The sequence below is a fragment of the Pseudomonas hefeiensis genome (assembly GCF_030687835.1).
Taxonomy (GTDB): domain Bacteria; phylum Pseudomonadota; class Gammaproteobacteria; order Pseudomonadales; family Pseudomonadaceae; genus Aquipseudomonas; species Aquipseudomonas hefeiensis.
The window spans coordinates 1,460,895-1,484,997 of sequence record NZ_CP117449.1; the positions used below are offsets into that span (position 1 = coordinate 1,460,895).

Below are 24,103 nucleotides of genomic sequence, written 5' to 3' on the forward strand. Positions count from 1 at the left end.
TTAGACTGCCTTTGGCGCTCCTTATATCGACAAACCAGCGGCGGGTAAAAAAGATTTTTTCAATCGTCGAATCAATAAAAGCAATAGCGCCTCAATCGTCAGAGGTCTTGTGCTTGTATTCGCATAGATCCTCGATCCGGCAACTGCCACAGCGGGGCTTGCGCGCCAGGCAGACGTAGCGTCCGTGAAGGATGAGCCAGTGGTGGGAGTCGAGCAGAAATTCTTTCGGTACAAATTTCATCAATTTTTTTTCCACTTCCACAACATTTTTGCCTGGTGCCAACCCGGTTCGGTTGCTGACGCGGAAAATGTGGGTGTCGACCGCCATGGTCAACTGACGAAATGCGGTATTGAGCACCACGTTAGCGGTTTTGCGACCGACGCCTGGAAGGGCTTCCAGCGCCTCGCGAGTCTGTGGGACTTCGCCACCGTGGCGCTCAGTCAGCAGGCGGCAGGTCTCGATCACGTTTTTTGCCTTGCTGTTGAAAAGGCCGATGGTCTTGATGTATTCGGACAGCCCTTCGACGCCCAGGGCGTGGATCGCCTGCGGCGTATTGGCCACTGGGAACAGTTTGGCCGTGGCCTTGTTGACGCCGACGTCGGTGGACTGGGCCGACAGAATCACCGCGATCAACAGTTCGAATGGCGAGTTGTAGGCCAGTTCGGTCTTCGGTTCCGGGTTGTCTTCATGCAAGCGACGAAATATTTCCAGGCGTTTTGCGGCGTTCATGGGCGCGGCGTTTCCTCGATCGTTGAGTGGGGTTTGGCGCCCGTCCAGGCTTGGCGTGCTGCCAGCAGCAGGCCGAGCAGAATGAATCCGCCAGGGGCGAGCAAGGCCAGTGATATTGCGTTGCCGATCAGCTCGCGCAAGGTGCCCAAGCCGATCATCAGCAGGCCGAACAGCCCCGCCAGCCTGAGATGTTCGGACAGGCGCGAGCCGACGAAGACGTCGTCATGCTCCAGCGCCACGCAGCTCAAGGCGATCCAACCAATGTAAAGGCTCAGCGGTTGATACAGTTCCAGTACCCAGGCTTGCGCAATAAGGCCTGCGCAAGCCGTCAGGGTTGCGGCCAGCACGACGGATGCGAGCAATCGTTGAGGTGCTGTCAGGCGTGGCCGTAACAGCCCCATGGCCCAACCATGGCCGGCACTGATCAGTGCCCAGGCCAGCCATACGCCCAGCGCATTTACCAGCGAATCGCTGGCGCCGACCAAGGGGACGAGCAGCAGGCCGCGGGTCAGTATCAATGGCTTATTCATCAATGCTCACTCCGGTCAGTTGAGCCTTATGCTCGTCGAAGTAACGCAGTGCATCGTGAATGGCCTGCAGGACTGACCGGGACGTGACGGTCGCGCCAGCCAGTTGATCGAACTGTCCTTGATCCTTTTTCAAGGCCCAACCGCTGTCGGTGGGGGCCTGGAGCGATTTACCGTTGAAGGTTTGCAGCCAAGCGTTCGGCCAGCCGGCGATGGCCGCGCCCAGACCGGGGGTTTCTGACTGGCGCAGGGTTTTCACGCCCAGCAACCGCCCCTGCGGGTCGATAGCGACCAGCAATTCGATGCTGCCTTCATAGCCCAGCGCCTGGCTACGCAGCAATACCGCACTGGGCTGGCCGGCGCGAGTCGCCAGATAACCGCGCAACAGCGTGCTATGGGCCAAGGTCACGGGGGCTGTTACGACAGGCTGTCCCAATGGCCGATTGTCATAACGGTCGGCCGGCAGCACCTCGAGCAAGACTCTGTTCGCGATGGCTTGCTGTTGATCCTTGATGCGCTCTGCGGTGCCCAGTTGAACAAGGTAAGTGGCCCCGGTACCGAGACCGATCAGCAGAGCCAGGATGGCGACGCCACGGTCGTTTTTCATAGGGGCTGCGGCCTGTGTCGCGCCTCGGCGAAACGCTCCAGTGCGGGTACACCGAGGTTCATCAACAGTACCGCAAACGCCACGCCGTCCGGGTAACCACCCCAGGTTCGGATCAGATAAGCCAGCAGTCCTACGCCTGCGCCAAACAGCAGGCGAGCGAGGGGGGCTTTGGCGCCCGAAATCGGTTCGGTCACGATAAAAAACGCGCCCAGCATGGTCGCGCCAGTGAGCAGATGAAACAACGGCGAGCCATTGGAGTCGGAGCCCGACCCGTTCCAGCACAACAAGCTGATGCTGAACAAACCGGCGAGCATGCCCACCGGCGCGTGCCAGCTGAATACCCGTTGTTGCAGCAGGAACAGTCCGCCGGCCAGAAACGCCAGGTTGATCCACTCGACGCCGCGCCCACCCCAGCGGCCGAACGCCGGGTTGGCGGCGAACAGTTCATCAATGGTCAGGCTTTTGTTGATTCGCAGGCTGTCCAGGGCCGTTGCTCCTGCCCACCCATCAGGCCCCGGTTGAACACCGAACACCTGTTGCAGGCCTTCAGACAGGCCCATGCCGTGGAGTGCAGGCCATTGATTCAGTTGCTGGGGAAACGCTACCAGCACCAGGGCGTAACCGAGCATCGCCGGGTTGAATGGGTTATTGCCGACACCGCCCCACAGCTGCTTGCCGAACACCAAGGCGCAAGCCGTCGCTGTGACGGTCAGCCACCATGGACAATACGCCGGCAAGGCCAACGCCAGCAGCGTGGCGCTGACCAGCGCGCTGCCATCGTTCAGTTCGGGTTTAAGCGGTCGACGCCGCAAGCGCAGCACCAGTGCTTCGACGGCCAGCGCGCTAAGGCCCGCCAGCAGCAGGTTGAGTATCACGCCCCAGCCATAAAACCATGTCAACGCCAGAATGCCGGGCAGTGTCGCCAGTAGCACCCGCAACATTGCCTGCCGCAGCCGTTCGTCCATGGGCTCAGGGAGCGACATGAGCATCCACCTGGCGTTCGGCGTTTTTCACCGCTTGTTCCAGGGCCTGTATGTGTTCATCCGGCGCTCCAGCGGTCCTGGCCTTGCTGAGTTCAGCGCGACGCATCGCCAATTGGATCTTGGCCCGCTTCAGCTCGGCACTTTGAACGGGGGCCGGGGTTGAAAGGCTGGGCTGCGCGGCGCCTTCCAGCTGCGTCAAGGCTTGTTGCGCCGCTTCGAACTGGCGCTGTAGCACGATCAGTTGCGACTGTTGTTCGAAGGTCGGCGGGTGGCCGAATGCTTTCAAGGATTTGTTTAGCTGCGCCCGGCTCATCGCCAGGTCGACCTTGGCTTTTTTCAAGGCTGCATCGGCGTTGGCGACTTTTTGCGCTCGTACACGTTCCAGTGCCGCTTGCACGGGGTCGACGGATTGGGTTTGGGCCTGGGAGGCACGCTGTGTACGGGCCAGGCGCTCGGCGAGACGCTGCTCCTCTTCGCGGCGCAGACGTGCGTTGCGCTGTTCGAAGCGCCGCCGGGCATGGTCGCGCTTGGCGGTTCGCGCCCGTTGTTCTTCGATGCTGGGGGCCAGACCACCCACCACCGGCACTACGGTTGCCGTTGGCAATGGGTGCATTTCGATGCAGTCGACCGGGCAGGGCGCCACGCATAGATCGCAGCCTGTGCATTCGTCGACGAGGACGGTGTGCATCAGCTTCGCCGCACCGACAATCGCATCTACCGGGCAGGCCTGGATGCACTTGGTGCAGCCGATGCATTCGGCTTCGCGAATAAAGGCGATTTGCGCCGGGGCTGAGCCACGGCTGGTATCCAGCTCGAGCACCGGTACTTTCATCAGGTCGGCCAGAGCCGCGATGGTTTCACGGCCACCGGGCGGACACTTGTTGATCGACTCGCCCTGGGCGATGCCTTCGGCGTAGGGCTTGCACCCGGGGTGGCCGCATTTGCCGCATTGGGTCTGCGGCAACAGGGCGTCGATATGTTGAATCAGACTCATGCTTTGACCAGCCCGCGCAATCCAAGAAATGCCACCGCCATGAGCCCTGCGCCGATCAACTGGATCGGCAGGCCTCGAAAGGGTCTGGGGATATCGTTATCGAAGGTGCGCTGACGCAAATCATCGAACAGGCTCAACACCAGCCAGAAACCCAGGCCGGCGCCCAGGCTCACGGCGACGGCGAGGCCCAGGCCGTGGTCATCCCGGCTGTTGAGCAGCGTGATGCCCAGTATGCCGGCATTGCCCAGCAGCAGTGGCCACAAACCATCGAACGGTAGCGTCGGCAGCCAGCGCCCCAGCCGGTGCAGCAACGGTGCAATCAGCAACACGCTCAAGGACAGCCATGCAAGCAGGCGCAGCGAGGTCAGATTTGCCGGAACCAGCAGCCAATGATCGATTAGATAACCCAAGGTGCCGACCATCAGCATCAGGCACGCCGTCGCCAGGCCCAGGGCGTGGACTTGCGTTCTTCCATTGGCCGCCAGCAGCGGATTGACACCCAGCGGCCAATGCAACACGAGGTTGTTGATCAGGGCTGCGCTGAACAGCGTGAGGGCGATTTCGGTCATGGGCGTGTTGGCAAAAAGAACCTGTCTATAGAGGTTAGGCATTATCCGGCATGCCGGGAGGGTGGGCCAGATATGAAAATCCCACAGCCGCCTGCCAGGCGACTGTGGGATCGGTACAGCGCGTGGTCGCGTTATTTGATCCGCTGACCCGGCTTGGCGCCGCTATCGGGGCTCAGCAGGTAGATTTCTTCACCGCCAGGACCGGCCGCCATCACCATACCCTCGGAGATACCGAAACGCATTTTGCGTGGCTTGAGGTTGGCAATCATCATCGTCAGTCGGCCTTCGAGCTTGGCCGGGTCCGGATAGGCGCTCTTGATGCCGGAGAACACGTTGCGCTGCTCATCGCCGATGTCCAGCGTCAGGCGCAGCAACTTGTCGGCACCCTCGACGGCTTCAGCCTTGACGATCAGGGCTACGCGCAGGTCGATGGCGGCAAAGGCGTCGAAGTCGATCTCCGGCGACAGCGGGTCCTTGGCCAGTTCGCCATTGCCGGCAGGGGCGCCGGTGTCGGTCTGGCTGGCGGCCAGGTCTTCTTTCGAGGCGTCGGTCATGGCTTGCACCTTGGTGGCATCAATGCGAGTCATCAGCGGCTTGAACTCGTTCAGTTGATGGTTGCTCAGCAGCGTCTGGTGGTCGTCCCAGGTCAGCGGCGCGACGTTCAGGAACGCCTCGGCATCGGCGGCCAGCAGCGGCAGCACAGGCTTGAGGAAGATCACCAGTTGGCGGAACAGATTGATGCCCAGGGCGCAGATCGCCTGGACTTCGTCCTGCTTGCCTTCCTGTTTGTTCAGTGACCACGGTGCCTTGTCGGCGATCCAGGCATTGGCGCGGTCGGCCAGGGCCATGATCTCGCGCATCGCACGGGCAAAGTCACGGGCCTCATAGGCTTCGGCGATGCTCGGGGTCGCCGCCAGAAAGGCTTCGGTCAGCTCCGGCGCGGCGTTACCGGCCACCAGTACACCGGCGTTGCCTTTGTGGATGAAGCCGGCGCAACGGCTGGCGATGTTGACCACCTTGCCCACCAGGTCGGAGTTGACCTTCTGCACGAAGTCTTCGAGGTTCAGGTCCAGGTCGTCCACGCCACGGCCGAGCTTGGCCGCGTAGTAGTAGCGCAGGTATTCCGGCGACAGGTGATCCAGGTAGGTCCGGGCCTTGATGAAGGTGCCACGGGACTTGGACATTTTCTGGCCGTTGACGGTCAGGTAGCCGTGGACATTGATGCCGGTCGGTTTACGGAAACCGGCGCCTTCGAGCATGGCGGGCCAGAACAGCGCGTGGAAGTTCACGATGTCCTTGCCGATGAAGTGATACAGCTCGGCGGTGGAGTCCTTGGCCCAGAACGCATCGAAGTCCAGCTCCGGCGTGCGGTCGCAGAGGTTCTTGAAACTGGCCATGTAGCCGATCGGTGCGTCCAGCCACACGTAGAAATACTTGCCCGGCTCGCCGGGAATCTCGAAGCCGAAATACGGGGCATCGCGGGAAATGTCCCACTGTTGCAGGCCGGCATCGAGCCATTCGGCGATCTTGTTGGCGACGGCGTCCTGCAGGGTGCCGCTGCGGGTCCAGGTTTGCAGCATTTGCTGGAAATCCGGCAGCTTGAAGAAGAAATGCTGGGAGTCCTTGAGCACCGGGGTCGCACCGGAAATCGCCGATTTCGGGTCTTTCAGGTCCGTAGGTGCATAAGTGGCGCCGCATTTTTCGCAGTTGTCGCCGTACTGGTCTTCGGTGCCGCATTTTGGGCAGGTGCCCTTGATGAAGCGGTCGGCCAGGAACATTTTCTTTTCCGGGTCGAAATACTGGGTGATCGAACGGGTCGCGATGTGCCCGGCGTCACGCAGCTTCAGGTAGATCTGGCTCGACAGCTCACGGTTTTCTTCGGCGTGAGTGGAGTGGAAGTTGTCGAAGTCCACCAGGAACTCGGCAAAGTCGGCGCTGTGTTCAGCCTGGACATTGGCGATCAGTTGTTCCGGGGTGATGCCTTCCTTTTCCGCGCGCAACATGATGGCCGAACCGTGGGCGTCGTCGGCGCAGACATAAATGCATTGGTTGCCGCGATGCTTCTGGAAGCGCACCCACATATCGGTCTGGATGTATTCCAGCATATGGCCCAGGTGAATCGAACCATTGGCATAGGGCAGGGCGCTGGTGACGAGGATCTTGCGTGGCTCGGACATGGGGCTCGGCTACTTGATGAAACGGAGGTCGGCCACTATAAAGCGCTGGCGGCTTTTTTTCACCCTTCGGGGCTGTTTCGGGATGCATTGCCGGGAGCAGCAGAGCACAACTGTGGCGAGGGGATTTATCCCCGCTGGACTGCGCAGCAGTCCCAAAACATTCGAACCTGACCAGTTTGATCCACCGAGGCGCCTGGTTTTGGGGTCGCTTCGCAACCCAGCGGGGATAAATCCCCTCGCCACAAAGATATCCGCGCGACAGTAATCGGGTCGCCACAAAAGCACGTGGGGCGTAGGATAGCGGCCTGTTTTCAAGTCTTGCTATCGGAGTTGCCCATGAGCGCCGTCAATCGCGCAGCGGTGGAAGCCGTCCTTCGCCAGTACACCGACCCCTACCTGAACCAGGACCCGGTCAGCGCCGGATGCGTGCGTGCCATCGACATCCAGGGTGATCGCGTCAGCGTTCAACTGGAAATCGGCTACGCCGCCGATCTGTTCAAGAACGGCTGGGCGCAGATGCTGCAGATGGCGATCGAGGCCTTGGAGGGTGTGGTCGCCGCTAAAGTCGAAGTCACCAGCGTGATCGCTGCCCACAAGGCCCAGGCGCAAGTGCCGGGGCTGGCGAACGTCAAGAACGTGATCGCCGTGGCCTCGGGCAAGGGCGGTGTGGGTAAATCCACCACCGCCGCCAACCTGGCCCTGGCCCTGGCCCGTGAAGGCGCGAAGGTCGGGATTCTCGATGCGGACATCTATGGTCCGAGCCAGGGCATCATGTTCGGCGTGGCCGAGGGTACCCGGCCGCAGGTCAAGGATCAGAAGTGGTTCGTGCCGATCCAGTCCCATGGCGTGGAAGTGATGTCCATGGCCTTCCTGACCGATGACAACACGCCGATGGTCTGGCGTGGGCCGATGGTTTCCGGCGCCTTGCTGCAACTGGTGACTCAGACCGCCTGGGGTGATCTGGATTACCTGGTGATCGACATGCCGCCAGGCACCGGGGATATCCAGCTGACCCTGGCGCAGAAAGTCCCGGTGGCTGGCGCGGTGATCGTCACCACGCCGCAGGATCTGGCCCTGCTGGACGCCCGCAAGGGCGTGGAGATGTTCCGCAAAGTGAACATCCCGGTGCTGGGTGTGGTGGAAAACATGGCCGTGCACATCTGCTCGAACTGCGGACATGCCGAACACCTGTTTGGTGAAGGCGGCGGGGAAAAACTGGCGAGCCAGTACGGAGTCGAACTGCTGGCCTCGCTGCCGCTGTCGATGCTGATTCGCGAGCAGGCCGATGGCGGCAAACCCACGGTCATCGCCGAGCCGGACAGCCAGATCGCCATGGTCTATCAGGAACTGGCCCGCCACGTAGGCGCGCGGATCGTGTTGCAAGAGGCCGCGTCACCGGCGATGCCGAACATCACCATCAGCGACGATTGATCGGGTGAACGGCAATCCCATGTGGGAGCAAGTCTGTGGGAGCAAACCTGTGGGAGCAAACCTGTGGGAGCACAGCTTGCTCGCGATGACGGCGTCACATACAACACATCTGTGGCTTTAAAACCGCTATCGCGAGCAAGCTGTGCTCCCACAAGCTCGCTCCCACATTTGGTTATGCGCTGGGTTTAGATCCGCAACCCGCCATCCATCTCCAGGATCCGGCCGGTGTAATAGTCGTTCTCGAAGATATACGCCGCCGAATGGGCGATCTCTTCGGGTTTGCCCATGCGTTTGAGCGGGATGCCGGAGGTCATTTTTTCCAGGGCTTCGGGTTTCATGCCCAGGGTCATTTCGGTTTCGATGAAGCCCGGCGCGATGCCGGCGACACGGATACCGTAGCGCGCCAGTTCCTTGGCCCAGGTTACCGTGGCCGCCGCGACACCGGCCTTGGCCGCCGAATAGTTGGTCTGGCCGACGTTGCCGGCGCGCGAGATCGACGAAATGTTGATGATCGCACCGCTGTTCTTCAGCTCGACCATTTTCGCCGCCACTTCACGGGTGCACAGGAAAACACCCGTGAGGTTGACGTCGATCACCGCCTGCCACTGGGCCAGGCTCATTTTGCTCATCTCACCGTCCTTGACCTTGAGCAGCAAGCCGTCGCGCAGGATCCCGGCATTGTTGATCAAGCCGTGAATCGCGCCGAAATCCTCGGCGACCCGGGCGACCATGTCGCTCACTTGCTCTTCATTGGCAACGTTGCACAGATATGCCCGGGCCTCGACGCCCTTGGCCGCGCAGGCGGCAACTGCCTGATCGAGTTTTTCCTGGTTGAGGTCCACCAGGGCGAGCTTGGCACCTTTGCCGGCGAAATACTCGGCCATGGAGCGGCCCAGACCCTGGCAACCGCCGGTGATAATGATTACTTTGTCGGTGAGTTGCATTCGCATGTCCAGATTACAGAGCGGTTGGAGGATGTCCTTTTACTGGCCTCTCGATCTGCGACGGCGTAGCCCGGCTGCACATGAGAACTGCCCAAAGGCGCGCTGGTACATTGCTCCAGTCGCCTGACCGTTTCCAGACGGATTTTATTAAAGGAGTCATAATTTGAGCGTTGAAGCTGCCAAGCATGCACGAGAATTGCTGCTCAAGGAATACCGTGGAATGCTCTCCACCCATTCCAAATCCATGCCCGGTTTCCCGTTCGGCTCCGTGGTGCCATATTGCCTGGATGACCAAGGCCGTCCACTGATCCTGATCAGCCGTATCGCCCAGCACACCCACAACCTGCAAAAAGACCCCAAGTGTTCAATGCTCGTAGGTGAGCGGGGGGCCGAGGATGTGCAGGCCGTCGGACGCCTGACTTATCTGGCCGAGGCGCGCAAGCTGGAAGACAACGTCGCCATCGACGCCGCCGCTGAACGTTACTACCGTTATTTCCCTGAGTCGCAGAACTACCACAAGGCCCATGACTTCGATTTCTGGGTGCTCAACCCCGTGCGTCATCGTTACATCGGTGGTTTCGGTGCCATTCACTGGATCGACCAGATCACCCTGGCCAACCCTTTCGCCGGCAAGGCCGAAGCCAGCATGATCGACCACATGAATGCCGACCATGCCAAGGCCATCGCGCATTACGTCGAGCTGGCCGGTCTGCCCGCAACCGAACCTGCGCAACTGGTCGGTATCGACAGCGAAGGCATGCACCTGCGTATCGGTCAGGCCCTGCATTGGCTGGCGTTTCCAGCGCCTTGCAATACGCCGACACAAGTGCGCGAAGCCTTGGTTTATCTGGCTCACGCCGAGCAATGGCCAAAAAATGCTGAGGCTGACGCTTGAATTCACGAAAGGGCGACGTCATTTAGGGTTTGATAGCAAGGCATTCTTGCGTTGAGGAACCTTTTGATGCGCCCTTTTTTGTTGCTCTTTCTGCTGTTCCCGGTGTTGGAGCTGTTCGTATTCGTCAAGGTCAGCGGTGCGATCGGGTTTTTCCCGGCGTTGCTGCTGGTCATTCTCGGCTCGATGCTCGGCGTGTTCGTGCTGCGCATCGCCGGCCTCGCCACGGCCCTGCGTGCCCGTGAAAGCCTGAATCGTGGCGAGTTGCCTGCCCAGACCATGCTCGAAGGCCTGATGCTGGCCTTGGGTGGCGGTCTGTTGATCCTGCCTGGCTTCATCAGCGATGTGCTGGGCCTGGTCATGCTGCTGCCGTTCACCCGTCGGTTGCTGGCCAATAAAATGCGCCAGCGTGCCGAAGAACAGGCGATTCGCCAGCGAGCCTTCGCCGACGACCTTCAGTCCCGTGGCGGGCCGGCTCCGCGAGAGCCCGTGGGCCGCGAACCCGATGTGATCGAAGGCGAGTTCGAGCACCGCGACCCCAAGTAAAAACCGCGACACGGCACCTTCGGGTGCCGTGTTCGTTTTCGGCTTCGTGAAGTAAAAAATTTTCTACCCGACCCTTGAAATCGGCTTGTACGCCCTTATGTATGGGTCACCGCAAGGTTTCCGGTGGCGACACTGGACAGACTTCCGCGGTTCGCTTGACGAACCGCATCCGGCTCCGCCGGCTTTTGTTAAACCCGCCGGGACTACACCGGCCGATGAAAACCAAAATTAGGAGAGATCGACAATGAAGCTTCGTCCTCTGCATGACCGCGTCGTCATCCGTCGCAGCGAAGAAGAGAAGAAAACCGCTGGCGGTATCGTCCTGCCAGGTTCGGCTGCTGAAAAAGCCAACCACGGTGAAGTTCTCGCTGTAGGTCCAGGCAAGGCACTGGAAAACGGTGAAGTACGTGCGCTGGCCGTGAAAGTGGGTGACAAGGTTGTGTTCGGCCCTTACTCCGGCAGCAACACAGTGAAAGTCGACGGCGAAGACCTGCTGGTGATGAGCGAGAACGAAATCCTCGCTGTCCTGGAAGGCTGATTCCCCCGCTCATTTTCCCGTTACTACAAAGTATTTAAGGATTATCGATCATGGCTGCTAAAGAAGTTAAATTCGGCGATTCCGCCCGCAAGAAAATGCTCGCCGGTGTCAACGTCCTGGCTGACGCAGTAAAAGCGACCCTGGGCCCTAAAGGCCGTAACGTGATCATCGAGAAGAGCTTCGGCGCTCCGACCATCACTAAGGACGGCGTTTCCGTAGCCAAGGAAATCGAGCTCAAGGACCGTTTCGAAAACATGGGCGCGCAGCTGGTCAAAGACGTTGCCTCCCGTGCCAACGACGACGCCGGTGACGGCACCACTACCGCGACCGTTCTGGCTCAATCGATCGTCAACGAAGGCCTCAAGGCTGTCGCTGCCGGCATGAACCCGATGGACCTCAAGCGCGGCATCGACAAGGCGACCATCGCCATCGTCAAAGAGCTTAAAGCCCTGTCCAAGCCATGCGCTGACACCAAGGCCATCGCTCAGGTCGGCACCATCTCGGCCAACTCCGACAACTCCATCGGCGACATCATTGCCGAAGCCATGGAAAAAGTCGGTAAAGAAGGCGTGATCACCGTTGAAGAAGGCTCGGGCCTGGAAAACGAACTGTCGGTTGTAGAAGGCATGCAGTTCGACCGTGGCTACCTGTCGCCGTACTTCGTCAACAAGCCGGACACCATGGTTGCCGAGCTTGAGAGCCCGCTGATCCTGCTGGTCGACAAGAAAATCTCCAACATCCGCGAAATGCTGCCAGTGCTCGAAGCCGTTGCCAAAGCCGGCCGCCCACTGCTGATCGTGGCTGAAGACGTTGAAGGCGAAGCCCTGGCGACTCTGGTTGTGAACAACATGCGCGGTATCGTTAAAGTCGCTGCCGTCAAGGCACCAGGCTTCGGCGATCGTCGCAAGGCCATGCTGCAGGACATCGCCGTACTGACCGGCGGTACCGTTATCTCCGAAGAGATCGGCCTGAGCCTGGAAAGCACCACCCTGGAGCACCTGGGTAACGCCAAGCGCGTGATCCTGTCCAAGGAAAACACCACCGTGATCGACGGTGCCGGCGTTGAGGCTGATATCCAGGCTCGCGTTACTCAGATCCGCGCACAAGTGGCCGAGACTTCGTCCGACTACGACCGTGAAAAACTGCAAGAGCGCCTGGCCAAGCTGTCTGGCGGCGTTGCAGTGATCAAGGTTGGTGCCGGTTCCGAAGTTGAAATGAAAGAGAAGAAAGCCCGCGTTGAAGACGCCCTGCACGCAACCCGCGCAGCCGTCGAAGAAGGCGTGGTACCTGGCGGCGGCGTGGCACTGGTTCGTGCCCTGCAGGCCATCAGCGAGCTCAAAGGCGACAACGATGACCAGAACGTGGGCATCCAGTTGCTGCGTCGTGCTGTTGAAGCACCGCTGCGCCAGATCGTTGCCAACTCCGGCGACGAGCCAAGCGTTGTGGTCGACAAGGTCAAGCAGGGTTCGGGTAACTACGGTTACAACGCTGCTACTGGCGAATACGGCGACATGATCGAAATGGGTATCCTGGACCCGGCCAAAGTGACCCGTTCGGCTCTGCAAGCGGCTTCGTCGATTGCCAGCCTGATGATCACCACCGAGGCGATGATCGCTGAAATCAAGGAAGACGCTCCAGCTGGCGGCGGCATGCCAGACATGGGCGGCATGGGTGGCATGGGCGGCATGATGTAAGCCAGCCTTACCCCTGTACTGAAAAACCCCGCCTGCGAAAGCAGGCGGGGTTTTTTAATGCCTCGGGTTTATCCCAGCATTGGCAGGGGCCGGGGGGCCCTGTGGGAGCAAAGCTTGCTCGCGATCGCGGTGGGTCAGCTCGCCAGATGCGGAAGCTACCATCGCCATCGCGAGCAAGCTTTGCTCCCACGGGGTTTAGGCGCTAACAGGATGCGCCTCGGTCACTCGATCAGCTTTAACGGCCGGCCTGTAGAGGATGTAGTAGTAACACCCCAGGCAAATCAGCCAACAGAACACCGCTGTCCAGACATTGTGGGAAAAGAAGTGCGCCCCTTGCATCATCCGGCTCACGGAGAACAACGTTCCCAGGGTGAAGGCGAATATGAAGGCCTGGCGGGCCAGGCGCGGACGGCGGTCGCGCAGTACGAAGAACAACGCAAACAGCGTAAACCCGGCGGCGGCGTGACCGCCGGGCCAGCATCGGCCGGGTTTGTCGGTGGCCGGGCGCGGGCTCAGCAGTTCGCTGTAGGTTTGCTTGCCGCCGAACTCCTTCAGGCTCCAGGGGCATTGCACTGCCGTCACGGCTTTCATCGGCGTGACGAACGAAGTGGCCAGCGCCAGGGAGAGCACCAGGCAACCCAGTTCGCGTTTGAACGGCTTGAGCCAGGTGAGGAAGAACGTGCAGATGAACCCGAGAATCGACAGCACAGAAAATGCGATGACCACCTGTTTGGCCCGGTCATGCAGGATATCTTCCAGAAAAAAACTGTGCCGACCGATGAATCCGTCGACCGGATCGTAAAACAGCCTGGCCAGGTCCATGTCCAGCGTGGTCAGTTCCAGCAGCACCAGCATCACCGCGACAGCGATGGGCAGGCCCAGGACAACACGGAAATTCAATGGCCTGGAGACGGGACGGGTGGCAGTGGAAACCATGGCAGTACCTTTGGTGGAGGTGTTCTTGAGCAGCACGTTGCGCGCAGTCTGGGCCGGGTGCCGTGGGCGAGGTGTGAATGCCGGGTGAAAAACTTGTCAATGTTCGACTCTCGACCCTTGTGGGAGCGGGCTCACCACTCCGACAGCCGATACAACCCTAGCCGTGATTCACACTTGGCCTTAAGCTGCGCGGGCCACGATGACCGTCCACGTGCGCAGAGGAGATGCCCATGCGAATTCTGTTGGTTGAAGACAACCGTGACATCCTGGCCAATCTGGCCGATTACCTGGGGCTCAAAGGCTACACCGTCGATTGTGCCCAGGACGGCCTGTCGGGGTTACACCTGGCCGCGACCGAGCACTATGACCTGATCGTGCTCGACATCATGCTGCCGGGCATCGACGGCTACACCTTGTGCAAGCGCCTGCGCGAGGACGCCCGACGTGATACGCCGGTGATCATGCTCACGGCCCGGGATCAACTGGACGACCGCCTGCAAGGGTTCAAGTCCGGCGCCGATGATTACCTGGTCAAGCCTTTTGCCTTGTCGGAGCTGGCGGCGCGGATCGAAGCGGTCATGCGGCGGGCCCAGGGCGGCGGGCGGCGCGCCTTGCAGGTCGGTGACCTGAGTTACGACCTCGATACCCTGGAAGTCACCCGTGAAGGCAAACTGCTGAAGCTCAACCCGGTAGGCCTGAAGCTGCTGGCGGTCTTGATGCAGAAAAGCCCCCATGTGTTGCGGCGGGAAATCCTCGAAGAAGCCCTGTGGGGCGATGATTGCCCGGACAGCGACAGTCTGCGCAGCCACGTCCATCAGTTACGTCAGGTGATCGACAAACCGTTCGACAAACCGCTGTTGCACACCGTGCATGGCGTTGGTTACCGCTTGGCCGAGGGCCGAGATGGAGTTTAAGCAGAGCCTTGCCCAACGGATCATCATCGCCTTCGCGCTGATGAGCGCGTTGGTCGCCGGGGCATTCGCCATGGGCATCGTGGCGACGGTTCACTTAGTGGAAGAAAGACTGATTTCCGCCGGACTTGGGGGGGACCTGCAACGCCTGCTGCTGATGGACAGCGTTTCGGACTGGAGTCACCGTCCGGAACCTGACCAGTTGTTCTATTTCAGTGGCGGCCCGGGGGACTTCGACTTGCCCAAGGACCTGCGCCACCTGGATCGCGGTTTCCACGAGGTCTTTCGCGCGCAATTGTCGTATCACGCCATGGTCGAGATTGTTGACGGTCGACACTACGTGCTACTGCAGGACCAGAGCGACTTCGAAGAGCGCGAACGGGTGCTGTTCGCCGTCGTACTGGTGGGCTTCGTGCTCAGCCTGGCGTTGGCGGTTTTCCTGGGTTGGGTCCTGGCTCGTCGGGTGATGGCGCCGGTCGTGCGCCTGGCTCGGCAGGTGCGTCATCGTGATCAGCTCCTCGGGCTGGCCCCGCCGCTGGCCCCCGATTATGCCGCCGATGAAGTGGGTGAGCTGGCCGTGGCGTTCGACGCTACGCTTGGGCGACTGCGCCAGGCTTTGACGCGTGAGCGGTTGTTTACCAGCGACGTAAGCCATGAGTTACGCACGCCGCTGATGGTCCTGGCCAGCTCCTGTGAGCTCTTGCTGGAGAATCCTGCCCTGGATCAGCGCGGTCGCAAACAGGTCGAGCGTATCAGTCGGGCCAGTGAAGAAATGCGCGAGTTGGTGCAAACCTTCCTGATGCTCGCCAGGACCCAACGCGAAGACAACGGCATGTCGCCTCGGTTGACGTTAGGCCAGGTGGCAGAGGACCTCGTTGGGCTGTGGCGTGCTCCGATCGAAGCCAAGGGCCTGACGCTGATCTTCGAGCCGGGGCAAACCGCCGACACGCCGTACAACGCCACGTTCCTGACCGCCGTCATGGGTAACTTGCTGCGCAACGCCTTGCACTACACCGATCAGGGCTTCATTCGTCTCACGCTGTCTGCCAGCGGGTTCGTGGTCGAGGACAGTGGCGTGGGCATTCCCGAAGAAAAACGCGAGGCAATGTTCGAACCGTTCGTGCGGGGTAACGAAAAGCGCGGTGAAGGGCTTGGTTTGGGACTTTCGTTAGTGCAGCGGATTTGCGAAAACCAGGGCTGGACAGTGAGCCTCAGCACGATGGAACCCAATGGCTGTCATTTTGAGGTTGAATTGCATTCTCGTAGCTGAGCACGGAGCTCAAGCCTGGCTGTTGGAAATATCTTGAAAGCCGTCGAGTGCCTGCATGATGAAGTTTTCACAAAGGGATGACTTGGCGCGGACATGTCCATCCCTAACGTGGGAGCCATTGCATTATGGAGGCTCCCGCCAATGTCCAATCCCATCAAGCTCGACTTTTCCGAAAAATATGACGAAAAGCACGCCCACCAATACCTGCATAAGCACCAGACCGGTCTGAGTCGACGTCTTTCCCACCGCCGTGATGAACAACTGGCACGCACGGCTTTGGCGTTGGCAGGTGATCCTGGCCTGGTGCTGGACTTGCCGTGTGGTGCCGGCCGTTTATGGCCTGTGCTGGCCGAAAAACCGAACCGGGTGATCATCGGTGCGGACAATTCCGAAGCCATGCTCATGACAGCGATGAACGCTCAACCTGCCGATGTCGTAAAACGGGTACAACCCTTGCACGCCTCCGCGTTCGACATTGCCTTGCCTGATAACGCCGTCGACAGCATTTTTTGCATGCGCCTGCTCCACCACATCGGTGAGCCTGCGCATCGACTGGCGATTCTGCGGGAATTCGAGCGTGTCACCCGTGACAGCGTGATCGTTTCATTGTGGGTCGATGGAAATTTCAAGGCCTGGAAACGTAAGCGTCTGGAGCGCACGCGTGGGCAGAAAGGCTACCAGAATCGGTTTGTGTTACCGGCCGCTACAGTCGAGGGTGAGTTTCGACAGGCCGGTTTTCGCATTCAGGAACGACTGGATTTCCTGCCGCTCTATGCCATGTGGCGAGTTTATGTATTACGCAAGAGGTAACAGCATGGTTGTGCAGGCAGTAGAGACAACAGCGGTCCCCCGCTGCAGCTTCGAACACTTCTGGAATCAGCAGGGTGAATGGGTGGAAAAGCCCAATGTGCGTCGTGGCGGTGAAAGCGGTGTGCAGCGGATCCGCAGCGGCGACGGCGATCTGCTGTACGCCAAACGCCAGACCGGACACACTTATCGTAGCTTGCTGCATCCGTTTGGACGCCCCACCGTGCTGCGCGAACAAGATGCCCTCCTGGAACTGACCCGACTCGACGTCAGCGTCCCTAAGGTCATCTTCTGTGGCGCACAGCGGGACCCGATTCACAAGTGGCGTGCGCTACTTGTGACCCAGGCGTTGGACGGTTTCGTGGAACTGGAACACTGGTATGCCGCAGGCGGACGCGAGCGTCATGGCGAGGCGGGGCATGAGCGAATCCTACAGGCATTGGCTGAGAACCTGGCTCGGATGCATAAGGGACGTTGGCAACATGGTTGCCTCTATATCAAGCATGTATTTGTGCGCGTGACCGGAGAGGGCGAGTCGGCCCGGGCCGAAGTGGCTCTGCTGGATTTGGAGAAATCCCGGCAACGCCTGACTTCCCGGACTGCGGCGTCCCACGACATGAAGCAACTGCGACGCCATTCGTCGTTCAGCGATTCAGAGTGGGAAAAACTCGTCTACTTTTACAGGGCGGCGTTTGGCAGCGCTATCAAGGGTTTATAGTGATGAAACTAGAAATTGCTAGAGGTTTGTTCTTAGTGGGAGCTCTGGCAGTTGCATCAATGGCGGTGGCGGTCTGGGAGCAGCCCCGGTCGCAGATCCTCAGTGCCTCTCAACTGGGCGCGTACTGTCCTTTGCCACGGGTGGCCAAGGCCAGCGAGGCAATCCGTCCAGACGACGATCTGTTGCTGTTCATGTTCAGTCTTTCCCAAGGCATGAGGCCTCAGAGTTGATGGACAGAAAGCCAGGATAAAGGCCTCGCGTATGCGAGGCCTTTATTTTTGGAGCGCAGCCTTTGGCAGCGCCTTCAGAGTCAGTGGCCAGGTTAGGGTTTGTCCGGCTTGGCCAGCAGTGTATACACGCAGGGCAACACGAACAGTGTGAACAACGTGCCAATCGACATCCCGGTGGCGATCACCAAGCCGATGTCGAAGCGGCTCACCGCCCCGGCCCCGGTAGCGAGGATCAATGGCACCATGCCAAATACCGTCGCCGCGGTGGTCATCAGTACCGGACGCAAACGAATCGATGCGGCTTGCTCCACGGCCTCCCGTGGGGTTAGCCCCTGTTCCCTGCGCAGCTGGTTGGTGAACTCAACGATCAGGATCCCGTGCTTGCTGATCAGGCCGATCAGCGTCACCAGCCCTACCTGGGTGTAAATGTTCATGCTCGACCAGCCGAGGAATAGCGGAATCAAGGCGCCGCAAATCGACAGCGGCACCGTCACCAGAATCACCAGCGGATCCCGGAAGCTTTCGAACTGGGCGGCCAACACCAGGAAGATGATCGCCAGCGCAAGGGCAAAGGTGACCCATAGCGCGCTGCCTTCCTGGACGAACTGTCGCGAAGCCCCTGCGTAGTCGAAAGCGAACCCTGCCGGAGCCTCTTCTTGGGCAATCTGGCGGACCGTCTCGATGGCTTCGCCCATACTCACGATGGGAAAACCCGAGATCGTCACCGCGTTGAGTTGCTGGAACTGATTCAACTGCCGTGGTCGTGCCCGATCGCTGACTTTGATCAGCGTCGACAGCGGCAGCAATTCACCCTGGGTATTTTTTACGTAGTAGTTGTTCAACCAGTCCGGGTTGTCCCGGAACGGCCGTTCGACCTGGGCGATGACCTTGTAGCTGCGCCCTTCGATGGTAAAGCGGTTGATCTCGGCCTCCCCCAGCAGGGTGGCGAGGGTGCCGCCCAGATCTTGCATCGAGACGCCCATCTGGGCGGCCTTGGCGCGATCGATGTCCACGACGACCTCGGGTTTGTCGAAAGCCAGGTCAACGTCCATGAAGGCAAACTTGCCGGACTCCAGTGCGCGCTTTTTGACCCGGTCGGCAATCTGCAACAGCGTCGCGTAGTCCTTGGGCGAATTGATGACGAAGGCAAATGGCAAGCCTTCGCCGGTGCCAGGCAGGGAGGGCAGGTTGAAACCGAATATCTGCAAGCCGGGGATGTTCTCCAGCTTGGCCTGGACTTCCGGCAGGATTTCCATCTGGCTGCGGCTGCGTTCGTTCCAGGGTTTGAGCAGGAAGCCACCGATGCCTGACTGCACACCGTTGTAGCCATTGATCTGGAACGAGGAGTAGTACTCCGGGAACTCCTTGAAGATGGTGATGAAATGATCGGTGTAGCTGTTCAGGTAGTCGAGATTGGTCGGCTGGGGGGCATTGGCCATCATGAAGATGATGCCCTGGTCTTCATCGGGGGCCAGCTCGGACTTGGAGAACATGATCAGCACCGGAATCAGCAGCAGCACGATCACCGCGAACACCAGCACCACAGGCCGGGTATTGAGCATGCCGTGAAGCATGCGCTGGTAGCGGTCTTTAAGACGTTCGAAAACCACGTCCAGTCTATGAGCCAGTCCCGAGGGGTTCTCCTCGTGACGCAACAGCATGGCGCACATCATGGGCGAGAGGGTCAGTGCGACGATCCCGGAAATCACCACCGCCCCGGCGAGGGTCAGCGCGAACTCCTTGAACAGCGCCCCCGTGATCCCCTCCAACAGACCGATCGGCGCGTACACCGCCGCCAGCGTGATGGTCATCGAGACCACCGGCATAGCGATCTCCCGGGCACCTTCAATTGCAGCGTCGAACGGACTTTTGCCTTCCTCGATGTGCCGGTGGATGTTTTCCACCACCACGATCGCGTCGTCCACCACAAGACCAATTGCCAGCACCATGGCGAGCAGGGTCAGGAGGTTTATCGAGTAACCCATCAACTGCATGAAGAACATCACGCCAATCATCGACAGCGGGATGGTCACCACCGGGATGGCCACCGAACGCAGGGCGCCTAAGAACAGGAACACCACGACGATGACAATCAGCACCGCCTCGAAGAGGGTTTTGACCACCTCGTCGATGGAAGCCTGGATGAACAGGGTGGCGTCGTAGGCGATCTCGGCCTTGAGGTTGGCCGGCAGTTGGGCCTCCAGATCCGGCATGATCCTGCGCACTTCCTTGATCACGTCCAGCGGGTTCGCGCCGGGGGTGGCCTTGATGCCGATGTACACCGAGGGCGTGCCACCGAAGGAGCTGATGGTGTCGTAGTTCTCGGCGCCCATCTCCACCCGGGCGACATCGCGCAGCAGCACCCGGCTGTCGCCGTCGGTCTTGAGCGGGATCGCCGCGAAGGCCTCGGCGGACTTGAGTTCGGTGTTGGCGTTGATACTGGTGACCACGTATTCGCCTTTCACCTCACCGGCGGCCGAGAGGAAGTTGTACTGGCGCACGGCATCGGTCACGTCGGCGGCGGTGAGACCAAAACCGGCCAGCTTGACCGGATCCAGCCACAGGCGCATGGCGAAGACCTGGTTGCCGAGAATCTCCGCTTCGGCCATCCCCGGCAGTGTCGCCAGTTTGGGCTGGACCACCCGCGACAGATAGTCGGTGATCTGCGGGTTATTCAGCTCCTTACTGAAAAAGCTGATGTACATCAGCGCCGAGGCATCGGCGGCCTCGCGGCTGAGCACCGGGTCTTCAGCGTCCTGGGGCAGCTGGTTCTTGACCTCGTTGGCCTTGGCCAGCAACTCGGTAAAGAGCCGGTCGCTGTTGGAGCCAATGCGGGCGTAGACCGATATCACCGAAAAATTCTGACGGCTGACCGAGGTCATGTAGTCGATGCCCTCGGCGCTGGCGAGGCTCTGTTGCATCGGTTGGGTGATATAGCCCTGAATGGTCTCGGCGTTGGCCCCGGGGTAAGCGGTGGTCACCGTGATCAGGGCGTTCTCCATCTGCGGGTACTGGCGCAGGGGGAGCTTGCTCCAGGCCTGGAAACCCAGCAGCACGATCAACAGGCTGACCACGGTGGCGAGCACCGGACGGCGAATGAGCGGATCAGTAAAAGCCATGGGGGTTCCTTGATCAGTCCGCGGGTGGCGGGCTGTTCTGTTCGGTCAGGGTCTTGTCGTCGCTGATGGCGATGGGCGTGCCGTTATCCAGTTTGATCTGGCCCGCGATCACGACCTGTTCGCCGCTCTGCACGCCTTTGGAAACCAGCACCTGCCCGTCGCGTCGCTCACCGGTTTCGACGAACCGCCGTTCGGCGATCAGGATCGGCTGGCCCTTGTCATCTTTCTCGACGTTGCCGTCGTCGGTTTTCTTCTGCGTCACCACGTACATGGAGTTGCCGTAGAGGGTGTAGGTCACGGCGCTTTCCGGCACGACGATGGCGTTGGCCCTATCCGGGAGGATCACCTGCAGGCTGGCGAACATGCCGGGCAACAGCCTGCCGTCGGGATTGCCCAGGGTGGCGCGTACCAGCACATTGCGCGTGCTGTCTTCGATCTTGGGGTTGATCGCGCTGATGGCGCCGACGAAGGTCTGGCCGGGATAGGCCGAGACACTGACGTTGATTGCCTGGCCAACCGCAAGCTTGGGTACCGCTTGCTCGGGGAGGTAGAAATCCACATACAGGCTGCTCAGGTCTTGCAGGGTGGCGATCACCGTGCCGCTGGCCAGGTAGTCGCCGACGTCCACCTGGCGAATGCCGATGGTGCCGCTGAAAGGTGCGAGGATGTGTTTCTTGGCCAGCGAAGCCTTGAGCTGGTTGACCGTGGCCTGGTTCTTTTTCAACTGCGCCGCGAGCCGGTCGAATTCGCCCTTGGAGATCGCCTGGCTGCCCACCAGTTGCCGACCCCGGCCAAAATCAAGTTGCGACAGGCCAAGGTCGGCCACGGCGGTTTCCAGCAGCGCGCTTTCGACGTCACTGTCCAGTTGCACAAGTGGCTGGCCGGCCTTGACCTTTTGCCCCGACTGGAACTGCACCTTCTGCACTGTCCCGGCAATCTCCAGGCTCAGGTCTACGCCTTGCAGCGCGGTGAGGCTGCCGACGGTGGGCAGGCGAGTTTGCCAAGGCTGCTCGACAGCCGTGGCCACGGCGACGCTGACCGGCGGTTTGGGGGCAGAAAACATCTGGATCTGCTGGTAAACGGAGAAACCCTTGTAGCCGGCCAGTAGCAATACCACCAGCAGGACAACACCCAACATGATCAGCATGCGGCGTCGCAGCATGTTCCACTTCCTTGGAAATAAGCCGAGAGAAAAGACAGACAGGCGGGCACATTACTCCGAGTGCGCGACCGATTCAAAACGATGTTCATCGGTAATGTGTAGGGATTTTTCCTAGAAGCTGCCCGCTCGCTTGTCAGATCAAATGCAAATGGTTGTCCCAGAGCCCCGCGGGCAGATCCAGTGGCTTTGCAACCAGTTGTGACTGCCGACAATCGTAATAGCGGCAACGACCCTGACCCGACGTCACGACGAAACCGTCGGCCACCGCCCCTACACCGGCGCAGTCCGGCAGAGGCGCATCCAGGCGTACTTCGCCACTGTCCAGGTCCCAGATAAAAAAGCGGTTGCCACGGGGCGCTGTCAGGGCCACCAGGCGCAGGTCGCTGTGTACGGCGACGCTGGCGGTGTAATGACCCATGGCCTGCAATTGATGCTCGGCCACCGGGAATGCCTGAAACGGCTGGCCTGGACGCTTGATCGCCAAGAGCTCGGAGGATTCGTGGGCATCGCCCATGAATTGCTGGCCGGACACGATGGTGCCATCGCTGGCGATGCCCATGTGGCGCACGCTGTTCATCGATTGGGCGAGGGTTTCCTTGCTCAGCAGGGTGCCATCGCGCTGCATCAGCACCAGGCTCGGCTCCATGGCATTGAGGTTCATCTCGACGCGGCTTTCGGCCTCGGTGCGGATGCCGCCGTTGGCGACCACCAGCGTTTCGCCGTCGGGCATCCACGACACTTGGTGAGGGCCGATGCCGTGAGTGGACAGTTCGCCGCTGTGCACCAACCGTTCGCCTTCGAAACGGTACACACCCAGCAGGCCGCGCCCGGGATCGGTGGTGTCATTCTCGGTGGCGTACAGCCATTCACCGCTATTGTGAATCACCGCGTGCCCATAGAAATGCCGGTTCGGCAACGAGGTGATGGTCTGCAGCAACGAACCGTCGCGCAGGTCGATCAGGTAGCTTTCGGTGCCTGGGCGACGGGCGACGAACAGCGCAAACGGTTGTGTCGGATGGTTGATGATGTCATGGCATCGCTGCTTGACCTGGGTGGCAAACACCCGGCTGCCGTCCAGTCGGTAGCCAACGGCGTAGTGCTTGCCGTCGCTGTCGTCCCGTGCCGAAAGCAGGAGCGGACTCTTGTCCTTTTGTTTGAACAGCGTCCAGCCGCCCAGGGTAACGGCGCCGAGCAGCAGGCTGCCCAGTGCCAGAGCCTGACGTCGAAACATGATCAGTCACCGTCGTTGGCATTGAAGCCCAATTGAATCCCCAACGCCTTGGCCAGTTCGCCTTCGTGCAGGCGATGGACAACGTTGAGGCTGTCGTACAGTTCGTTGAGCTGCTGGCGCCCGGCGTCGTCACCGAGCATTTCGACCAGTGAGCGCTGGCTTTCGGCGAACAGTTTCAACGAGGTGTCGTAGGCCGCGTCGATCTTGTCGGCCAGGGGTTTCTGCTCGCTTGGCAACAGGCTGCGCAGGCCCTTGTTGTCCACGCCGACCCAGACGGTCCTGGCCGCGCTCAGGCTGGCTTGCAGGCCTTGCAGCGACGACTGGCTGCGCCAGGCATCGGCCTGGAAAGGTTGTGGGACGCCCTTGCTCTGACGGCCCATCGGCGTGCCGAGTTTCTTCTTCAAGGTGTCCAGGGCGGTGACCTGGACCCTCAGCAAATCGGCGATCGCCTCGTGGGAATCGGCGTAGCGCTGGTTCGGAAACTTGCTCATCTGGGCAAGCATGCCGTCGTTGGTGTTCCAGCGTGACAGGATATCTTCGGCCAGTTGTTTCTGACGTTCACCGATGGCGGTCAGCAGCGGGCAGTACTTGGCTTTTTGCGCGCTGTCGGCCATGTCGATCTTGGCGTCGAACAGCAGGTACTCATAGGCGGAGAGGCCCTGGACCACAACGCTGGACTTGGCCAGAGCGGCAACGTCGATCTGCGGCTGGTTATTGACCAGTTGCTCGACCTGACGGCCCACCAGGTTTTTCTTGTCCGGCCAGAACTGCACCTGCCAGGCGCGGTTGCCTTCGGCCAGTGGGCCGATCAGCAGCGGTTGCAACTCGGCCCAGGCTTTTTGTGCCTTGAGGAAGTCGGCGCGGGCGGTCTCCAGGTTTTCCTTGCCCTGGCAGAACGCCAGGGCGCTGGTTGCCAGTTGCCGGTCGGCCTCGACCCAGCGGCTGTAGGTTGGCAGGATCACTTGCTTGGCGATCGCCGCCGAAGTGACCGCTTGCGGATCCTGGGGCGAGCAGGCGCCGAGGGCGATAGCGGCGAGGCTGGTGAACAACAGCTTGGGACGGAACATGTCGGACTCCCGTGTTTCGG

Annotated in this window: 23 protein-coding genes; 10 read left to right on the forward strand and 13 right to left on the reverse strand. The window is 60.4% G+C overall.

Annotated features, from left to right (window positions below):
- Window positions 1–91 precede the first annotated feature (91 nt).
- From nth to metG, 7 genes are all read right to left on the reverse strand, one after another.
- On the reverse strand, window positions 92–730 hold the full coding sequence (nth, locus tag PSH57_RS06260; protein WP_256231295.1) for an endonuclease III: 639 nt from the start codon (window positions 728–730) through the stop codon (window positions 92–94).
- Entirely contained in the window at window positions 727–1,260 is a 534-nt protein-coding gene (locus PSH57_RS06265) for an Rnf-Nqr domain containing protein (protein WP_305388526.1), read from the reverse strand. Before PSH57_RS06265 ends, nth begins: the two co-directional genes overlap by 4 nt.
- Window positions 1,253–1,864 (reverse strand): RnfABCDGE type electron transport complex subunit G, encoded by a 612-nt coding sequence (locus PSH57_RS06270; protein ID WP_305388527.1) that lies wholly within the window; start codon window positions 1,862–1,864, stop codon window positions 1,253–1,255. The genes PSH57_RS06265 and PSH57_RS06270 overlap by 8 nt, the downstream gene beginning before the upstream one ends.
- The gene (locus tag PSH57_RS06275) at window positions 1,861–2,847 is read right to left on the reverse strand and encodes an RnfABCDGE type electron transport complex subunit D (RefSeq protein ID WP_305388530.1); all 987 of its coding nucleotides are present in this window, start codon (window positions 2,845–2,847) and stop codon (window positions 1,861–1,863) included. The genes PSH57_RS06270 and PSH57_RS06275 overlap by 4 nt, the downstream gene beginning before the upstream one ends.
- The gene (gene rsxB, locus PSH57_RS06280) at window positions 2,834–3,841 is read right to left on the reverse strand and encodes an electron transport complex subunit RsxB (protein WP_305388532.1); all 1,008 of its coding nucleotides are present in this window, start codon (window positions 3,839–3,841) and stop codon (window positions 2,834–2,836) included. Before rsxB ends, PSH57_RS06275 begins: the two co-directional genes overlap by 14 nt.
- Window positions 3,838–4,410, reverse strand: coding sequence for an Rnf-Nqr domain containing protein (locus tag PSH57_RS06285; protein WP_305388534.1), 573 nt, complete (start codon window positions 4,408–4,410; stop codon window positions 3,838–3,840). The genes rsxB and PSH57_RS06285 overlap by 4 nt, the downstream gene beginning before the upstream one ends.
- Before the next feature lie 131 nt (window positions 4,411–4,541).
- The gene (gene metG / locus PSH57_RS06290; RefSeq protein WP_305388536.1) at window positions 4,542–6,587 is read right to left on the reverse strand and encodes a methionine--tRNA ligase; all 2,046 of its coding nucleotides are present in this window, start codon (window positions 6,585–6,587) and stop codon (window positions 4,542–4,544) included.
- A gap of 336 nt (window positions 6,588–6,923) precedes the next feature.
- Here metG and apbC point away from each other — a divergent pair, with 336 nt between their 5' ends.
- Window positions 6,924–8,018, forward strand: coding sequence for an iron-sulfur cluster carrier protein ApbC (gene apbC / locus PSH57_RS06295; protein ID WP_305388538.1), 1,095 nt, complete (start codon window positions 6,924–6,926; stop codon window positions 8,016–8,018).
- 185 nt (window positions 8,019–8,203) lie between these two features.
- Here apbC and PSH57_RS06300 read toward each other — a convergent pair whose 3' ends face one another.
- Window positions 8,204–8,962, reverse strand: a complete 759-nt coding sequence (locus PSH57_RS06300) for an SDR family oxidoreductase (protein WP_107321990.1) — start codon at window positions 8,960–8,962, stop codon at window positions 8,204–8,206.
- 163 nt (window positions 8,963–9,125) lie between these two features.
- Between PSH57_RS06300 and PSH57_RS06305 the strand changes: the two genes are divergently transcribed.
- From PSH57_RS06305 to groL, 4 genes are all read left to right on the forward strand, one after another.
- Entirely contained in the window at window positions 9,126–9,857 is a 732-nt protein-coding gene (locus PSH57_RS06305; protein WP_305388542.1) for a HugZ family pyridoxamine 5'-phosphate oxidase, read from the forward strand.
- A gap of 66 nt (window positions 9,858–9,923) precedes the next feature.
- Window positions 9,924–10,400 carry an FxsA family protein gene (locus PSH57_RS06310; RefSeq protein ID WP_305388544.1) on the forward strand — a complete coding sequence of 159 codons (477 nt, stop codon included), beginning with the start codon at window positions 9,924–9,926 and terminating at the stop codon, window positions 10,398–10,400.
- Window positions 10,401–10,644: 244 nt separating this feature from the next.
- On the forward strand, window positions 10,645–10,938 hold the full coding sequence (locus PSH57_RS06315; RefSeq protein WP_003204913.1) for a co-chaperone GroES: 294 nt from the start codon (window positions 10,645–10,647) through the stop codon (window positions 10,936–10,938).
- Between the two features lie 50 nt (window positions 10,939–10,988).
- Window positions 10,989–12,632 (forward strand): chaperonin GroEL, encoded by a 1,644-nt coding sequence (gene groL, locus PSH57_RS06320; RefSeq protein WP_305416434.1) that lies wholly within the window; start codon window positions 10,989–10,991, stop codon window positions 12,630–12,632.
- 195 nt (window positions 12,633–12,827) lie between these two features.
- Here groL and PSH57_RS06325 read toward each other — a convergent pair whose 3' ends face one another.
- A complete protein-coding gene (locus PSH57_RS06325) occupies window positions 12,828–13,568 on the reverse strand; it encodes a phosphatase PAP2 family protein (RefSeq protein ID WP_305388545.1) in 741 nt (246 codons plus the stop codon).
- 230 nt (window positions 13,569–13,798) lie between these two features.
- On the opposite strand from PSH57_RS06325, the gene colR reads away from it, so the two are divergent.
- The 5 genes from colR to PSH57_RS06350 all read left to right on the forward strand — a co-directional run bounded on the left by colR (window position 13,799) and on the right by PSH57_RS06350 (window position 17,504).
- Window positions 13,799–14,482 (forward strand): two-component system response regulator ColR, encoded by a 684-nt coding sequence (gene colR, locus PSH57_RS06330; RefSeq protein WP_047226998.1) that lies wholly within the window; start codon window positions 13,799–13,801, stop codon window positions 14,480–14,482.
- On the forward strand, window positions 14,472–15,749 hold the full coding sequence (locus PSH57_RS06335) for a sensor histidine kinase (RefSeq protein ID WP_305388546.1): 1,278 nt from the start codon (window positions 14,472–14,474) through the stop codon (window positions 15,747–15,749). The genes colR and PSH57_RS06335 overlap by 11 nt, the downstream gene beginning before the upstream one ends.
- A 141-nt stretch (window positions 15,750–15,890) precedes the next feature.
- Window positions 15,891–16,559 (forward strand): class I SAM-dependent methyltransferase, encoded by a 669-nt coding sequence (locus tag PSH57_RS06340; RefSeq protein WP_305388547.1) that lies wholly within the window; start codon window positions 15,891–15,893, stop codon window positions 16,557–16,559.
- Between the two features lie 4 nt (window positions 16,560–16,563).
- Entirely contained in the window at window positions 16,564–17,274 is a 711-nt protein-coding gene (locus tag PSH57_RS06345; protein ID WP_305388548.1) for a lipopolysaccharide kinase InaA family protein, read from the forward strand.
- Window positions 17,275–17,276: 2 nt separating this feature from the next.
- Complete coding sequence (locus tag PSH57_RS06350) at window positions 17,277–17,504, forward strand: hypothetical protein (protein ID WP_305388549.1); 228 nt, start codon at window positions 17,277–17,279, stop codon at window positions 17,502–17,504.
- 92 nt (window positions 17,505–17,596) lie between these two features.
- Here PSH57_RS06350 and PSH57_RS06355 read toward each other — a convergent pair whose 3' ends face one another.
- The 4 genes from PSH57_RS06355 to PSH57_RS06370 all read right to left on the reverse strand — a co-directional run bounded on the left by PSH57_RS06355 (window position 17,597) and on the right by PSH57_RS06370 (window position 24,083).
- Window positions 17,597–20,623 carry a multidrug efflux RND transporter permease subunit gene (locus PSH57_RS06355; RefSeq protein ID WP_305388551.1) on the reverse strand — a complete coding sequence of 1,009 codons (3,027 nt, stop codon included), beginning with the start codon at window positions 20,621–20,623 and terminating at the stop codon, window positions 17,597–17,599.
- A gap of 13 nt (window positions 20,624–20,636) precedes the next feature.
- The gene (locus PSH57_RS06360) at window positions 20,637–21,785 is read right to left on the reverse strand and encodes an efflux RND transporter periplasmic adaptor subunit (protein WP_305388553.1); all 1,149 of its coding nucleotides are present in this window, start codon (window positions 21,783–21,785) and stop codon (window positions 20,637–20,639) included.
- A 133-nt stretch (window positions 21,786–21,918) separates the two neighbouring features.
- Window positions 21,919–23,016: a DUF1513 domain-containing protein gene (locus PSH57_RS06365; protein ID WP_305388556.1), complete on the reverse strand. Its 1,098-nt coding sequence runs from the start codon at window positions 23,014–23,016 to the stop codon at window positions 21,919–21,921.
- A gap of 2 nt (window positions 23,017–23,018) precedes the next feature.
- The gene (locus PSH57_RS06370; RefSeq protein ID WP_305388558.1) at window positions 23,019–24,083 is read right to left on the reverse strand and encodes an imelysin family protein; all 1,065 of its coding nucleotides are present in this window, start codon (window positions 24,081–24,083) and stop codon (window positions 23,019–23,021) included.
- Window positions 24,084–24,103: the final 20 nt, after the last annotated feature.

Bases quoted from the DNA above. Each gene is read 5' to 3' on its own strand.
- PSH57_RS06270 (WP_305388527.1), bottom strand. From the start codon at position 1,864: ATGAAAAACGACCGTGGCGTCGCCATCCTGGCTCTGCTGATCGGTCTC.
- PSH57_RS06310 (WP_305388544.1), top strand. From the start codon at position 9,924: ATGCGCCCTTTTTTGTTGCTCTTTCTGCTGTTCCCGGTGTTGGAGCTG.
- PSH57_RS06365 (WP_305388556.1), bottom strand. From the start codon at position 23,016: ATGTTTCGACGTCAGGCTCTGGCACTGGGCAGCCTGCTGCTCGGCGCC.
- PSH57_RS06335 (WP_305388546.1), top strand. From the start codon at position 14,472: ATGGAGTTTAAGCAGAGCCTTGCCCAACGGATCATCATCGCCTTCGCG.
- apbC (WP_305388538.1), top strand. From the start codon at position 6,924: ATGAGCGCCGTCAATCGCGCAGCGGTGGAAGCCGTCCTTCGCCAGTAC.
- nth (WP_256231295.1), bottom strand. From the start codon at position 730: ATGAACGCCGCAAAACGCCTGGAAATATTTCGTCGCTTGCATGAAGAC.
- colR (WP_047226998.1), top strand. From the start codon at position 13,799: ATGCGAATTCTGTTGGTTGAAGACAACCGTGACATCCTGGCCAATCTG.
- PSH57_RS06350 (WP_305388549.1), top strand. From the start codon at position 17,277: ATGAAACTAGAAATTGCTAGAGGTTTGTTCTTAGTGGGAGCTCTGGCA.
- PSH57_RS06315 (WP_003204913.1), top strand. From the start codon at position 10,645: ATGAAGCTTCGTCCTCTGCATGACCGCGTCGTCATCCGTCGCAGCGAA.
- groL (WP_305416434.1), top strand. From the start codon at position 10,989: ATGGCTGCTAAAGAAGTTAAATTCGGCGATTCCGCCCGCAAGAAAATG.
- PSH57_RS06265 (WP_305388526.1), bottom strand. From the start codon at position 1,260: ATGAATAAGCCATTGATACTGACCCGCGGCCTGCTGCTCGTCCCCTTG.
- PSH57_RS06300 (WP_107321990.1), bottom strand. From the start codon at position 8,962: ATGCAACTCACCGACAAAGTAATCATTATCACCGGCGGTTGCCAGGGT.
- PSH57_RS06275 (WP_305388530.1), bottom strand. From the start codon at position 2,847: ATGTCGCTCCCTGAGCCCATGGACGAACGGCTGCGGCAGGCAATGTTG.
- PSH57_RS06345 (WP_305388548.1), top strand. From the start codon at position 16,564: ATGGTTGTGCAGGCAGTAGAGACAACAGCGGTCCCCCGCTGCAGCTTC.
- PSH57_RS06325 (WP_305388545.1), bottom strand. From the start codon at position 13,568: ATGGTTTCCACTGCCACCCGTCCCGTCTCCAGGCCATTGAATTTCCGT.
- PSH57_RS06285 (WP_305388534.1), bottom strand. From the start codon at position 4,410: ATGACCGAAATCGCCCTCACGCTGTTCAGCGCAGCCCTGATCAACAAC.
- PSH57_RS06355 (WP_305388551.1), bottom strand. From the start codon at position 20,623: ATGGCTTTTACTGATCCGCTCATTCGCCGTCCGGTGCTCGCCACCGTG.
- rsxB (WP_305388532.1), bottom strand. From the start codon at position 3,841: ATGAGTCTGATTCAACATATCGACGCCCTGTTGCCGCAGACCCAATGC.
- metG (WP_305388536.1), bottom strand. From the start codon at position 6,587: ATGTCCGAGCCACGCAAGATCCTCGTCACCAGCGCCCTGCCCTATGCC.
- PSH57_RS06360 (WP_305388553.1), bottom strand. From the start codon at position 21,785: ATGCTGCGACGCCGCATGCTGATCATGTTGGGTGTTGTCCTGCTGGTG.
- PSH57_RS06370 (WP_305388558.1), bottom strand. From the start codon at position 24,083: ATGTTCCGTCCCAAGCTGTTGTTCACCAGCCTCGCCGCTATCGCCCTC.
- PSH57_RS06340 (WP_305388547.1), top strand. From the start codon at position 15,891: ATGTCCAATCCCATCAAGCTCGACTTTTCCGAAAAATATGACGAAAAG.